The organism is Hymenobacter endophyticus (genome assembly GCF_032464715.1).
GTDB classification, from domain to species: domain Bacteria; phylum Bacteroidota; class Bacteroidia; order Cytophagales; family Hymenobacteraceae; genus Hymenobacter; species Hymenobacter endophyticus.
Genome location: NZ_JAWDJT010000007.1, coordinates 134,499 through 148,220, shown reverse-complemented (window position 1 = coordinate 148,220; position 13,722 = coordinate 134,499). Strand labels below are relative to the sequence as shown.

Sequence of the window (13,722 nt, the reverse complement as noted above, 5' to 3'; positions counted from 1 at the left end):
CCTAAAACAGCACCGCCACCTGCATGCGGCCGGTATGCACGGGGCTGAGGCCGTTGGGTTTGCGGCCGTCGTAGGCCAGGGTTACGTTGAGGCCGTTGCTGAGGCGCTGCTCCAGGTTCAGGTTCCAGGTGAAGTTGCTGCCGGGCCGCAAAGCGTTCAGGATTTCGAGGCCCACGAGGCTGGCCTGGTTGCCCTGAAAGCCGACGCGCACAAAGCGCGTGGTGGCCGAAAGCGTGCGTTTGCCCACCTGGCTGACGCGGGTTTCGAGGCCAATATCATCGAACGTACCGCTGGTGTCGCCATCGAGGCCGGCGGTGTTTTGCTTGCTGGTGCGCAGGTAGCTGGTGGTCAGGCGCAGCACCTGGTTGGGCTGATAGCTCAGCTCCGGGGCCAGTTCCAGCTGCACTACCCGGAAGTTGCGCTCCGGCAGGAAATTCGACCGGTTTTCGCGGATGCTGCGCGTGGTGGTGAGGCGGGCCGTGAACGACTGGGCTAGGGTGCGGCGCAGCAATACGCTCTGACTGGCCAGGTTGCGGGTATCGGAGCCCTGCGTGAGCAGCACCTTCTGCTGGGTTTGCTGCACCGTAAATTCGGCCCCGAAGATGGGGTTGGAGCGGTTGAAGTAGAGCGTGTTGCGCAGCAGCTTGTTCAGGCTCAGCAGCAAGGAGTCGGCCGTCTGGAAGGCAAACGGGTTGAGGCGCGAGGACAGGGAGTTGTCGGTACTGCGGCGGTCCAGGGTAACGGTGGTGAGGGTGGAAAACCGACTGGCCAGCCCCCGCCAGCCCGGCTGCTCCCGCCAGCTGCGCGGGGCCGTGGTGGTGAGGCGGTAGCTGAAACGGTTGGAGTAGGCCGGTACGTACACATCAGTGGGCAAAAACAGCTTGATGTAGGTGCGAAACTGGGCATCGGGGGTCTGGGCCTCGAAAAACTCGTTGCGCTGCTGCTGCCGGTCCCCGTTCAAATCGTCCCAGTAGTGGGTGCCCTGCCCGGCCGGCACGCTCAGGAAGGTGTAGTCGCGCTTGGCCTCGCGGCCGGTAGCCACGGCGTAGCTCAGCTCCGAGCGAAACACGTTCTGCAGAAAGCTGGCGTTGTAATCGAGCTTGCCCAGCACGGTGCGCTGCCGCGCCGAGTCGCGCACGGCCAGGTCGCGGTAGGTGGCCAGAATGCTCAGGTCCTGATTGGGGCTGAGGCGGGAGGCGAAGGTGCCCTGCCAGGTTTGGGCCCGGCCCCGCTCGCGCAACGCGGTTTGCTCGGGGTTGGGCGTCTGGTCGCGGCGGTAGCTGTAATCCAGGCGAAAGCGGGTGCGGGCCGAGTCGCGGCTCTGCACGAACAGGGCGTGCTCATCGTAGTAGTTGGCCGAGGTAAGCGAGTCGCCGGCGGCGCGGGCCACCCGGTTTTTATCGAAGCGGTACACGTAGCCGGGCACCACCGGGCCGGCCACGTAGCGGGCCGCCGCCTCGCCCCGCGCCCACCGGGATTCCCGCCGCCCTGCTTCCGAGTTCAGCAGAAACAGATTGCCCCGCAGCTGCACCGGCCCCAGCTGCCGGGCCGCGTCCAGCCAGTGTTGCACCCCGTTCACCTCCCCGGCCCGGTAGCGCCGGCTCAGGCGGTAGCCCAAGGCGTTGTCGGCATCCTTCACCAGCCCCACCGCCGCGTTCAGAATATTCTCCTCGCGGGGGCGCTGGTTGTTGGTGAGAAGGGTGTTCGTGGTGCTCCAGTTGCGGTCAAACTCAATGTCCCGGTACCGGTCAACGGGCGCAAACTGGTGGCTGGTGTACTCGTAATCCAACGCGCTGCGCAGCTTGTAGCCCGGCAAACCCGGCAGGCGCACCGGCCGGTTCTGCACGGCGTAGCCTATCCGCAGAGCGCGCCCCTGCACGGCCTCCGGCGAAAACCGATTCAGATCCAGGCTGGAAGCGGCCAGATCCACGAATACCGTCGCCGTGGAATCTACCTGGTAGCTGGTGCCCACCGTGGCCATCTGCTTCTGCAGGGGCGTGGGCAGCAGGCGCAGGGGCGTATAGTCGCCGCGGCCCTGGCCCACAAACTCGTACACCCGCCCGTTGGCCGAGCCGTACTGCGTGCTGATGCGGTAACTGCCCTGGCTGGCCCCCACGTTGGTGAAGCGCACCGTGTAGGCTCCCTGGAGCGTATCGCGCAGCGGAAACACGAACACCGGCACCAGCTGGCCCGTGGCGGGGTCCGTCTGCACCACGCGGCTGTACTGAATCTGGTTCCGGTCGTAGCGGGCCGAGTCGGCGCCGGGCAGCTGGGCCAGGCTCACGTTGCCGCGCAGGCGGCGCAGCTGGGCCTTGGTGGAGTCGTCGAGGGTGAGGTTGGGCGAGTTATCGGGGTTGTCGGCTTCGCGGTAGAAGTTGGCGTGCACCTGCAGGCGGCCCAGCTGCTGGTAGTGACTGGCCTGCACCAGGGAGCGGGTGTAGTTGAAGTCGGAATACTCGAAATCAACCTTGATGCGGGAGTTGCTGGTAATCAGGTGGCGGGGCGAAAACGTCAGCTCGGCCTGGTTGTAGTCGATGATGTAGTCGAAATCAAAGCCCCGCACCAACAGCCGCCCATCCAGGTACACCCGCTCGGAGTTGGCCAGAATGATGATGAACTGCTCCCCGTTGGGCCCGCGCAGGCGGTAAGGCCCCTGCACGTTTTCCAAAGGCGCAATATCCAGACTGGCAAATTTGCCCTTGGCCACGCCCGCCGCCACCGAGGTAGTGGCAAAGGCCTCCCCGGCTTTGGCAGACAGCAACGGCCCGTTGCGCCGCCCGGTGCGCGTGGTAACCGACTGGCTCAGCCCGTTCGGGCCTACGCCGTTGGGCGTGGCGCTGGTGGGCGCGGCGGCCGTGCCGTTCTGCACCTGCCCCGAGCCGGCCGGCACCGGCACGGTGGGCGGGGCCGTCACGAAAGTGCCCGTACTGGTGCCCGCCGCGTTGGGGTACTGAAACAGCTGGGGCGTGGCTGCCCCCGGCCCGATGCCGCCCCCAAAGCCGCCCACCGGCAGCCGCCCGAAGTTGGTTTCCAGCGCCCCGCCTTGAATATTCTTGTAGTAGCGCAGAAAGTAATCGGGCTTGTTGCGCAGCACCACGTCCCCGGCCGTCAGGTTCCAGCGCGGGTGGGTGAGGGTAATGTAAATCCGGTCAAACTCCTGGAGCTGCTGGGTATTGCCCTCGGGCTGGAAGGGCACATTCTGGTCACTGATGGCGGCCGTGAGGTTGATCTGGTCGGTGAGGCGGCCTTCCAGCTGCAGGTTCAGGGAGGAGTTGACAAACACGTTCTGGGCGTTGCCAAACGACACGCCCCGCGACAGGTTACCCGATTTGTTGATGCCCGGCGTACTCAGAATCTGCTCCTTCACCGCGAAGTCCTCGGTGCCAAAGGAAGGCCGCCGGAAAAACTCGATGCTGTCCATGAGGCGGCGGGGCCGCAGGTAGCGCGCCGCCGAGAGCTGCAGGGGCAGCACCCGGTAGCACACCAGCACCGAATCAGGCCCACGGGCCAACACCAAATCGGGACGGCCGGGCTCGGGGCTGGGCACCCGCCGCCCCGGCAGCATCAGCCGGTACTGGTCCGAGCGGGCGTCATAAGCCACCGAGCGGCCTTCCACGCTCACCGAAGAAGGCACTACCGTCAGGGTATCGCGCAGCTGAAACGCCGTGGTATCCCGCCCCGGCGCCAGCCGCACCCAGGCGCAGCGGCGAGTGCTGGGCGGAGCATCGAGCCGCTGCTGCGCCTGCACTGCCCCCATACTCAGCATCAGCCACGCCAGCAGCCCCCAAAAGCGCAGGAAAAACGGGGTAGAGCTGCTGGTCATGCAGTAAAATTACGATGCAAAGAGGCTGGGGCCGCTATAACGCCGAAGGCTCAGCTTTTGGTTTGCCACCGACCAACCTTATCCGGCCAATGGCAGCTCAATAAAGAACTGCGTACCCCGGCCTTCTTCGGTTTCAAACCAAATGTGGCCGCCGGCGCTTTCAATGCCCCGCCGGGCCACGGCCAGCCCAATACCCGAGCCTTTCTCCTTAGTGGTAAAGTTGGGCACGAATACTTTGCTCTGGACTTCCTCCGGAATGCCCGTACCATTATCCTGAATACCAATGCGCACCCGGCCAGCGTCTACGGCTTCCAAAGTGGCCACAATATGCGGAGTGCGGCCGGCCGGCACGGCTTGCAGGGCGTTGATGAGCAAATTATTGAAAGTGCGCACCAGCAGGCTTTCGTCGGCAAATACCACGTAGCGGCCCATTTCAGCGTCCTCGGGCAGTTGTAGCTGAATGCTGCCACCACCTGCCCCGCCCTGGTGCAGGCCCACGCAACGGCGCAGAATGGGCGCTACGTCCAGTCGCTCGGGGCGCATGGCGGGCAGGTTGGTGAAGTTGCTGAAGGAGGTGGCAATGTCCGTCAGCACGTCAATCTGGGTGATGAGCGTCTGGGAAACCTTATTCATCAGCTCATCCAGGTTGGGGCGTTGGTCCTGGATGGCGCGCTGCAGAAACTGCAGGCTCAGCTTCATGGGCGTGAGCGGGTTCTTGATTTCGTGGGCCACCTGTCGGGCCATTTCACGCCAAGCGGCTTCTTTCTCCTGAGTGGCCAGCTCCTGCTTGCTTTCCTCCAGCTTCAGCAGCATCTGGTTGTACTCGCGCACCAGCAGCCCAATCTCGTCCTCCGATTCGTAGGCCAGCATTTCGTTCTGGCCGGTAAGAGTCGTTTGCTTCAGCTTCTCGGTGATGAGCTTGAGCGGCTCGGTGAGGATGCGGGAGGCCACGAAGGCCAGCACCAGAAACAGGATAAACATGAGCGTAAACACGTTCAGCACCGTGCTCAGCAGCTCCGTGAGCTTGTTATCCAGGTCTTTTTCCGAGTCGAAAAACGGGATACCCACGTAGCCTACCACCGGCCCCGGCCGCCCCTGCTGCAGGGTGCGGGCCCGCAACGGCAGATACAGCGTGTTGAACGACAAGGTGCCGGCTCGTTCCGTGAGCAAGGCCCGAGGCTGCCCATTTTCGGCCAAGGCCGCCACGGCCTGGGGGTTCATGAGGGTACTGAGCAGGTTGGCCTCAAAAATGAGCGGCTGACTGCTTACTAGTAGTTGCCCATTGGCATCGTAGAGGTTGAGGTCGGTTTCGGTAAGGGCTGCCACGTTTTCGGCCAGGTCCACCAAATCGGAACGGTTGGCCGCATCACTGAGCAGATTTTGATTCTCCAGCAAATTTTCCTGCACTGCCTGGCCCCGGCGCTGGTAGGCACGGCGCAGGTCCCGCTTATAGGAGTTGGTGACCTGGCTGGCAATGGCTACGCTCACCACAATGAGCGGCACCAGCACCCCAAAATTCAGGAACAGCTGAATTTTAGTGCTGAAGTTGGCCCGCAGCAACTCCCGGTACCGCCCCCGGAATATGACCACCACGCCCATCAGCAGCAGCCAGCAGAAGCTGAACAGCAGAAACAGGAACGAGAAGTTGGCCAGCCAGTCCGAAAAGGAGTAAGTAGCCGTAGTCACCACCACCATTCGCCCCGATTGGTTGGTGGCGCGCACGGCCAAGTGGTGAAATCCATTCAGGGCCACGCCGGTTGTGTACAAGCGTGCATCCCGGAACATACTGGCCGGCAGACGGTTGGCGTAGTCAAAATCTCCTTCAGTGTATACTAGCCGGTTGTTCTCGTAACCTGCGTAGCTCAGCTCTGTACCCAGGCGTGGTTGAAAGAACTTCTGGTCGATGAGCAGTTCGGGCACTACGCTGTTGGTCGTGAGTTTTTTCAGCGTCAGCTCCAGCACAATAGTGCTGGAGCCCTGGGCAGCTTCCGGCGCGGGCACCGGCACGAAAGCCACATACCGCCTTGAGCTGAAGGCCGTACCATTGTCGCGTACCAGAAAAATGCTGGGGTGGTCGGTAGGTCGGGCATTGCGTAGCAGAAACTCGCGGGTGGTAGCCAAAGAGCCGCCAATGGCAACCCCCCGCCCCTCAGGGTTGAAGAGCATCACCCGCACCTCATACTTATCGAAGTAGCCGCGCAGGTAGTATTTCACTATTTTCTGCCGGATCAGGTCCAGGTTCACGAACGGGCTGGCCAACATGGTGCGCATTACCGGGTCTTGGGCCATTTCCTGGCCACGCTCTACCAACAGGTATTCTCCCTGCAAATCATTATCAGTTAGCAGATTGCCGGCCAGATTTTGCTTGTTAAGCTGCAGTTGCCGGTTGAAGTGTTCATACAGCGCCAGGGCTCCCACCGCGGAGCTTATGCCCAGCATCAGAAAGATGAACAGGTATACCTGGTAGGGCAGCACCGCGCCTACGGACTTCAGCCCGGTAAGCCGCAGAATCAGGAAGAATAATAGCGTGAAGCCCAGCAACGTAGAGTGGACCAGATGTAGCCCCAAGCCCAGCACCAAAAACAGCGCCCCCAGCAGCAGTAGCAGCAGCACACCGATGCGCCGGGTTGAAGGCCGCACTACCGAGGCAAACAACTGGGCCAGCATATAAAATCCAATCAGGAAGCTGCCCGTGTGCAGTACAATGGCTAGGCCCAGCAACAGCTTATAAAAGCTGAACTGTATGTCCTGGGTGATGTCAAGGATGAGCAGGGAGTTGCTGAAGCTACTGGTGTAGAAATCGAACAGGAGAACCAGCAAGCCATAAAAGCTCACTACAATGATTCCGCCCACCAGCACCCGTAGCCGCCACCCATGTACGTTCAGCGCAAACCGCCGCAATTTGTAGCGCCGAAACAGCAACAGCGCATACCAGGCCATTACCAGCAGCAGCAGGGCATTCAGCAACAGGTCGCCCAAGGAGGGGGAGAGCAAGGAAGCGGCGTACACCCGGGGGTCGAACAACCCTATTTCCAACAGCGAAAACGGCAGACCCAAATAGAGCAGCACCGCCCGAAACAGCAACAGCGGTACCAGTACCAGCAAAGCACCTTGCCACACTCGGCCTTGCGCAAATCGTTGGCGGGCTAGTAGTACCCAGCCTAGTACGTAAGCCGCTATTCCCGCAACCAGCAGCAGCAGTGTGAGGTACTTACCAGTAATCGGAGCCGCTTGCAGGCTCTCGATGGAGAACAAGTAGTTGCCTTCGTTGGAGGACAGGCGCGGCAGCCCCGTTGCCGGCCCGGGCTTTTCCACCACCAGCCGCACGTTCTGCCCCTGAAACAGACCTTGGCCGTTGCCCTCGCGCAGGTAGCGGTTACTGATACCATAGCTGATTTCCAGCGGAATATAGGTCAGTACCACGTACGGATCCTCCACGTGGCGCAGCACCAGAAACTTGCCGAAGCGCGTTTCCAGCAGCCGCTCATGGTAGCGTTGCAGGGCCTGCTCCGCATCAGGCCGTACTGCGTGGTCTGACCAATAAACCACCTGCTCACCCCGAAAGATGAACGTAGGATAGGTAGTATGGCTGATTAGGCTGCGGAAACTCACCCGGCCCGTAGCCAGACGCTGCAGCAAATCTGTCGATTCCCGCTCCCCGGTCAGCTCCGCCTCCATCAGCACTTCCTGCAGGCGAGTGGCCGAAGCGCGCAGCATCACGGCAGGATTCTGGCTGTGGCGGTTGCTGAAGTAGGAGCCTGCAAAGCACAGAAGCGCCAGTGCCAACAGCATCACCGGAATAGAACGCAGAATCTTCAACAGAAAGGACAGCTAGTGAGCTGAGTAATACTACAACCTTGATACCAAACAAAAATGCCGCCCTGCGGCGGCATTTCCTAACCAGCTTAATTAGAGTGCTTACAGGCGGCGGGTAGCATAGCTAGCGTCGTAGCGCACACTCCCGAATAAGTAGAGCATCAAAGTGCGGGAATATCGCAGGCTCAGAGGTGTAAGTAGCAGGGCCACAACGGCCACGGCCGTAATGTATACCCACGTATCAGGGTCGTTCAGCAAGTAATACACCGCAAAGCCCACTACCAGCATAATAGCCGTAGAGAATGCAAAGCTGATGTACATGGCACCCCAGTAGAATCCTGGCTCCGGCTCGTATACCTGCCCGCATACGGGGCAAGCTTCGGGCATCTCGGTAAAACGGGCCACGTTGAGGGCCGAATGCTTAAATAGCGGGCCCTGGTGGCACCGGGGGCACCGCTGCTGCAGGATACTAACAAGGGTTGAGTCCATACGCTATGCTTGGGCGGCCTTTTTCTTCTGCTGCTGGCTGTGCCGGTACCAGAAGAAGCCGACGGTACCAATCAGTACGTACGGAATCGTCATCAGATACAAAATTCCTTTGTTGAGGCCTGTGGTATCGTAGCCGTCTTTCTCCTGCCGCGAGGCTTCTACCTGCGTTTTACACATGGTACACTGGGCCTGCACCGATAAAGGCAGCACGCTCAACAACGCTGCTATTAACATAGTCAGCAACCCTCCAACTACCGTCTTTTTCATGCTCTTCATCAAAAGTTGTATTCTATAACCGCCACCAAGAGGTAGTGGTTCGGCAAATGCTGCTCACTTACCGCTATTTCACAGATAGTAAGGCTTGATCATGAAGTACACAATTACACCCGTTACTGACACGTACAGCCACACCGGATAAGTCCAGCGGGCAATCCGGCGGTGCTTCTGAAACTGCTCCGTCAGGGCAAAGTACAGAGTGAACAGCACCAATCCCACCGTTATGGCCGCCAAGAGAATGTGCGTGATGAGGATGAAGTAGTAAATGCCTTTGATAATACCCTCCCCCCCAAACTTAGTGCTGGGCACCTGCGAGTGGTAGGCCACGTAGGACAGCAGAAATACAGAGCCCAATAGAAAGGCCAGCCCCATCATAGCCCGGTGTCCGGCCACATTCTTCCGGCGAATAAACGAGTACCCGATTACCAGAAACATGGCCGTCAAGGAATTAAGCACGGCATTAACGGCAGGCAGCATCTTCACATCCAGGCCTGGAATGACGAATACACCGGGCAGGAAATACAGAATGGCCACCGCCACCGGAATAATAGCGGCCAGGGCCACCATTATGACTTTATACTTAGTGAAGCCGGCCGGATTAACAGTTGACTCAGGGGTGTTCATAGGTGTAAAGCAAAACGTCAATTTCAGTGATGAGCCGGTTCACATCCCGCTCACTGGTACCCTCGTAGCGGCCTCGTACCTGCCCGTTACAGTCAACCAAAAACACAATCTGGCTATGCACCAATGCCGGGCCTTCGCCAGCAGGTGCGGGCAAACGAAACTCCTCAGTAGCTAACCGGTCCAGCGCCGTTTTGTCACCGGTCAGGAAGAACCATTTACCCGCAATGGCTCCATAGCTCTCCGCGTAACGGGCCAGTGCCTGTACAGAATCGGTGGCTGGATCAACAGTGAAGGAAGCCAGCCGCACCCTAGGGTCCTGGCGAAACTTCTCCTGCACCCGTACTAGTTGGCTGTTCATGCGCGGGCAAGCTCCCGGGCAGGTCGAGAAAAAAAAGCTGGCTACATACAGGCCATTCTTGCGTAATTCCGCCCCCGTCACTGCTCGTCCCGATTGAGACGCAAACCGAAAATCACCGACTTGGTGAAAAACAGTATCGCGCTGCCACTTTCCGCCTACCTGTGTGGAGTCCACATGGTCGGGCAAGTAAGTTGGCAGCGCGTAACGGTTGGTTCCAAAGCTTTTCAGAAACAGAAAAGCCAGCACCGGAACTAGCAGAATGATGCCCAACAGCAAAACTTGTTGGGGCTTCATGCCTTAGAAAATGGCTTTATGAATAGCGTTGCCTTCGGTAATAAGCGCAACTAACAGCCATATCAACAGAGACATCGGAATGAGAATTGTCCAGATCAGGCCTTTGGTTTCATGCTTCAAGTGCATGAATTCGGCCACAATGAAGAAGGCCTTGCAGATGGTCAGGATGATAAAGATGCTATTGCGCAGCGTGCTGGCGGGCATCACGAAGGCAATAGCAAATTCGAGGGCCGTAATGGCCGTAATAACCCAGAAGGTTTTCCAGATCCAAGCAGTATTAGGCTTCGGAATTTCGCCTACGTGAGTGGGGTGCTGCGGCGCGTGCTGTGCCATGAGTTCTAGTCGTAACGGAGTTAGAAAGCAAAAACGCAAGCAGCTGAACAACCATTGGGGTTACTCAGCTGCTCAGGTATGCCAGGAAATTAAACCAGATAGAAGAAGGTGAAAACGAACACCCACACCAAGTCTACAAAGTGCCAGTACAGGCCAATCTTCTCCACCATCTCGTAGTGGCCGCGCTTCTCGAAAGTACCGTTAGTGGTAGCAATGAAGCAGTAGATCAGCAGGCAGATACCCGAGAATACGTGGGTGCCGTGAAAGCCGGTAATGAAGAAGAACAGGTCAGCAAACAGAACCGGACCGTACTGATTGGCCGCTAGGTTGGCACCAAAGAAGCGCGTACCGTCGTTCATCAGCGTACCCTCATCCGTGCCACCGATAAAGTGGCTCCACTCCCAAGCCTGGCAGCTTACGAAGATAGTACCGAACAGAATCGTCCACAGCAGCCATTTCTGCACGTCCTTCTTATCGAAGCGGTGACCAGCTTCTACGGCCAGTACCATCGTCACCGACGAGAAAATCAGAATCATCGTCATCAACGCCACAAACGCCAGCGGCAGATCCACGCCGTGCAAGCCGGGGAAGGAGTTGAATACCTTCTCTGGAATAGGCCAGTAGTTGGTGGAGAAGGTAAAGGCCTCAGGGGTACCTTCGTAGGCCAAATGGCGGTGACGGATCAGGCCGTAGGTGGTCAGGAAGGCGGCGAACGTGAAGGCGTCCGACAACAGGAAGAACCACATCATCAGCTTGCCGTAGCTCGCGTTGAAGGGCTCGTTCCCACCGTCCCAGGTGCCGGTGCGCGGCTTATCCAGGGCGGAATCAGAAATGGCCTGCGTCGTGGAAATGGTGGACATAGCGTGCGGGGTTGACGAAATTCTAGTGGTTCAAAAGTAGGAACAAATACAGGTACAACCAAAGCGCGCCCAGGAAGTGCCAGTAAATGGTTACGTTGCCAATGGAGAGCATCTGGCGGGAATGCACCTGATACTTAAAGCTTTTACGCAAAACTACCAGCAAAAAGATGAGGCCCGTAATCAGGTGAAAACCATGGACGCCGGTTAATACATACAGAAATGAGCCGGAAGGGTTGGCATCAACGCCCGCAAAAAAGATGCGCTGCTCCACCAACTGGCTCCACATTAGCCACTGCCCAATCAGAAAGGCGACACCCAGTGCCAGAGTAACTGACAATGCTATGCGCACTTGATTCAGGTTGTCCTTGCGGGCAGCCAACCACGCCCACTGCATGGTACCGGAGCTGAGCGCGATGATGATGGTGGTAATCAGAAAGCCTACTGGCAAGCTGAATTCCAGCCAGTTGCCTTCGTTGCGCCGCACGATGTAGGCGCTGGTGTAAGCGGCAAAAATCATGAAGATGCTGACCATCATCAGCATCAGCAGGAAGCGGGCCGGGTGTATGCCGGTGGAGGGCTGTTTAGTATTTAACGCTTCGGAAGGATGCATATTTTCAGAAGTAAGCGTGAGACAGGAAGATAAGACGCTATAAAACAGTTGAAAGACACCTTTTGTCCCTCACCATTCGCTACATTTCTTACTTCCTAAATTTTATCCAGCACCAGGGCAATCTGCACGATGGGCAGGTAGAGAAACGACCCAAACATGATGCTCATAGCGGCTTTCTTACTCACGGTGCGCATTAGGTAAAAGGTCTGCATCAAAAACAGTACCCCACAAATAGCGGCCACCATCGGGTAGGTAGTACCTGTCATGCGGAAATAAAACGGCAGCAGACTCAAGGGTATCAGAACCAGCGTATAGGTCATGATCTGGAAAGCCGTGCGCAAATCCTTTTTGCCGGGGGTAGGCAGCATTTTGAAGCCCGCCTTCTTGTAGTCGTCGTCCAGCACCCAGGCAATGGCCCAAAAGTGCGGAAACTGCCACATGAACTGAATACCAAACAAGATCCACCCTTCAACTCCCAAATAACCAGTGGCGGCTACCCAGCCAATTAGCGGAGGCAAGCCACCTGGAATAGCGCCGACGGCCACGCATACCGGCGAAATGGTTTTCAGCGGCGTGTACACAAAGCCGTACAGAATCAGGGAAACCAACGAAAGTGCAGCGGCCAGCGGATTGAAGAAATACGTAAGTAAGCCCAACCCAAGTACTCCCAGGACCACCACGAACATCCAAGCTTCAGCAGCTGTGATACTGCCCAGCGGCAGTGGCCGTTGCGCAGTACGCTTCATCTGCCGGTCTAGGTCAATCTCAAAAATCTGATTGATGGTATTGGCCGATCCTGTTACAGCCAAGCCCCCTAACATCACCAGCAGGGCACGACTCCAATCCAGCTCATGTGCCCCCAGCAGGTACCCAATGGCGCTGGAAAAGGCTACTGTGAGAGCCAGTCGGAATTTCAGTAACTGGAAAAAAGCCCTAGCCTTGCTCATCAACTGTTGAAAACAGGTTGCGCGGCGAAAAAGTCCGCCAAACGGGGCCGCAAAGTTACGCAACAACGGCCGGAGTAGCCACCTGCCGCTGCAACTTAGTGGCCCGACGATAAGCAACTACCGCCAAAAACTGCGCCCCGAACAGCAAAGTGGCTAGTGTGAGGTGCACAGGCTGCACGGCGGCCGGGAAAGCAAAGTAGGCCAGCACGACTCCCGCCAGTATTTCCCCTCCTATCAGTACCAAAATAGCTGTAGCCAGCCTGTGTAGTCGTTGGGAAGGCAAATAGTAGAGCCGATACGCTAGATATCCATTCAATAGCAGGAGTACAGCAGAAAATGAGCGGTGGAATTTGAAGGTATTTCCTAGTTGCTCCACCCAGCCAGCTCTACCCAAATAGTTAGCCGCTGCTGCAATCAAATCAACCTGCTCCCGTACTTGGGTGCCTAGCACAATCTGCACAAATGTTAGCAGCACTGCTACTCCCAGCACTACTGTTAACCCGGCTACTGGCCGCACCACGTCTATATCAGCCGACGCACTGTACTGAGAACGGTCCACGGCATATAGCAGCATGGCTACAATCAACAGTGCCAGCCCCATGTGAATGGTAACCATGATAGGCAACAGATTGGTAGATACTACCAAAGAGCCAAGCCATCCTTGCACACCAGTGAGCAAGAAAGACCCGAATGCCAGCCAGAACACTACTTTGTCTCTACGCCAATACGGAAACGCGAATACCGCTGTACCAAATACAAATACTCCAATCAAGGCACCCACCAAACGATTCACGTACTCAATCCAGGTTTTCACTGGGTTAAAATCCGTCTCGATGTACTGCGTTGGATGCGCAAAAATGTCTCCTGCCACCTGTTTGAAGCCCATCCGCTCCAAACGAGTTGCCAGCTTTTTATTCTTAGCTACCCGTTGCGCAGTATATATTTCCTTGTAATTGACCGGAAGCTGACCGATGTGGGTGGGTGGAATCCAGCTACCAAAGCATTTCGGCCAATCGGGGCAGCCCATACCGGAGCCCGTACTTCGCACCACTCCGCCAACCAAAATCAGCACGTATACGGACACCACAGTTAGGATTCCCCAAAACCGGAAGCGGCGTACAAAGGAAGGAGTTGACATACCAACTTGTTAAGGTGAAAGTTTTGCAGGCTAAAAACCACAGCCTATATAATGCCGAAGGGGGAACCTCGCCCGGCACTGCCGAACCGGTTCCCCCTTTAAAATTAAAACGGACCGCCGTGTATACAGCGGCCCGTTTTTAGAAGGCTGGTGC

The 13,722-nt window shown here is 57.7% G+C and carries 11 protein-coding genes; all 11 read right to left on the bottom strand.

The window, feature by feature from the left end:
- Position 1: 1 nt before the first annotated feature.
- Complete coding sequence (locus ROI90_RS12055) at positions 2-3,823, bottom strand: hypothetical protein (protein ID WP_315998599.1); 3,822 nt, start codon at positions 3,821-3,823, stop codon at positions 2-4.
- Between the two features lie 78 nt (positions 3,824-3,901).
- The gene (locus ROI90_RS12050) at positions 3,902-7,642 is read right to left on the bottom strand and encodes a sensor histidine kinase (RefSeq protein WP_315998598.1); all 3,741 of its coding nucleotides are present in this window, start codon (positions 7,640-7,642) and stop codon (positions 3,902-3,904) included.
- A 99-nt stretch (positions 7,643-7,741) separates the two neighbouring features.
- Complete coding sequence (locus ROI90_RS12045) at positions 7,742-8,128, bottom strand: DUF983 domain-containing protein (protein WP_315998597.1); 387 nt, start codon at positions 8,126-8,128, stop codon at positions 7,742-7,744.
- A gap of 3 nt (positions 8,129-8,131) precedes the next feature.
- Positions 8,132-8,395: a hypothetical protein gene (locus ROI90_RS12040; RefSeq protein WP_315998596.1), complete on the bottom strand. Its 264-nt coding sequence runs from the start codon at positions 8,393-8,395 to the stop codon at positions 8,132-8,134.
- A gap of 78 nt (positions 8,396-8,473) precedes the next feature.
- Complete coding sequence (locus ROI90_RS12035) at positions 8,474-9,028, bottom strand: DUF420 domain-containing protein (protein WP_315998595.1); 555 nt, start codon at positions 9,026-9,028, stop codon at positions 8,474-8,476.
- The gene (locus ROI90_RS12030; RefSeq protein ID WP_315998594.1) at positions 9,015-9,680 is read right to left on the bottom strand and encodes an SCO family protein; all 666 of its coding nucleotides are present in this window, start codon (positions 9,678-9,680) and stop codon (positions 9,015-9,017) included. The genes ROI90_RS12035 and ROI90_RS12030 overlap by 14 nt, the downstream gene beginning before the upstream one ends.
- Before the next feature lie 3 nt (positions 9,681-9,683).
- Positions 9,684-10,013, bottom strand: a complete 330-nt coding sequence (locus ROI90_RS12025) for a cytochrome C oxidase subunit IV family protein (protein WP_315998593.1) — start codon at positions 10,011-10,013, stop codon at positions 9,684-9,686.
- 89 nt (positions 10,014-10,102) lie between these two features.
- Positions 10,103-10,873, bottom strand: coding sequence for a cytochrome c oxidase subunit 3 (locus ROI90_RS12020; RefSeq protein ID WP_315998592.1), 771 nt, complete (start codon positions 10,871-10,873; stop codon positions 10,103-10,105).
- A gap of 22 nt (positions 10,874-10,895) precedes the next feature.
- On the bottom strand, positions 10,896-11,483 hold the full coding sequence (locus ROI90_RS12015) for a cytochrome c oxidase subunit 3 (protein ID WP_315998591.1): 588 nt from the start codon (positions 11,481-11,483) through the stop codon (positions 10,896-10,898).
- Positions 11,484-11,578: 95 nt separating this feature from the next.
- Positions 11,579-12,430: a heme o synthase gene (gene cyoE, locus ROI90_RS12010; RefSeq protein WP_315998590.1), complete on the bottom strand. Its 852-nt coding sequence runs from the start codon at positions 12,428-12,430 to the stop codon at positions 11,579-11,581.
- Positions 12,431-12,485: 55 nt separating this feature from the next.
- Positions 12,486-13,568, bottom strand: a complete 1,083-nt coding sequence (locus tag ROI90_RS12005) for a COX15/CtaA family protein (protein WP_315998589.1) — start codon at positions 13,566-13,568, stop codon at positions 12,486-12,488.
- Positions 13,569-13,722 lie beyond the last annotated feature (154 nt).

Excerpts from the sequence above, each read along its gene's own strand:
- ROI90_RS12055 (WP_315998599.1), bottom strand. The coding sequence starts at position 3,823 with ATGACCAGCAGCTCTACCCCGTTTTTCCTGCGCTTTTGGGGGCTGCTG.
- ROI90_RS12045 (WP_315998597.1), bottom strand. The coding sequence starts at position 8,128 with ATGGACTCAACCCTTGTTAGTATCCTGCAGCAGCGGTGCCCCCGGTGC.
- ROI90_RS12040 (WP_315998596.1), bottom strand. The coding sequence starts at position 8,395 with ATGAAAAAGACGGTAGTTGGAGGGTTGCTGACTATGTTAATAGCAGCG.
- ROI90_RS12035 (WP_315998595.1), bottom strand. The coding sequence starts at position 9,028 with ATGAACACCCCTGAGTCAACTGTTAATCCGGCCGGCTTCACTAAGTAT.
- ROI90_RS12030 (WP_315998594.1), bottom strand. The coding sequence starts at position 9,680 with ATGAAGCCCCAACAAGTTTTGCTGTTGGGCATCATTCTGCTAGTTCCG.
- ROI90_RS12025 (WP_315998593.1), bottom strand. The coding sequence starts at position 10,013 with ATGGCACAGCACGCGCCGCAGCACCCCACTCACGTAGGCGAAATTCCG.
- ROI90_RS12020 (WP_315998592.1), bottom strand. The coding sequence starts at position 10,873 with ATGTCCACCATTTCCACGACGCAGGCCATTTCTGATTCCGCCCTGGAT.
- ROI90_RS12015 (WP_315998591.1), bottom strand. The coding sequence starts at position 11,483 with ATGCATCCTTCCGAAGCGTTAAATACTAAACAGCCCTCCACCGGCATA.
- cyoE (WP_315998590.1), bottom strand. The coding sequence starts at position 12,430 with ATGAGCAAGGCTAGGGCTTTTTTCCAGTTACTGAAATTCCGACTGGCT.
- ROI90_RS12005 (WP_315998589.1), bottom strand. The coding sequence starts at position 13,568 with ATGTCAACTCCTTCCTTTGTACGCCGCTTCCGGTTTTGGGGAATCCTA.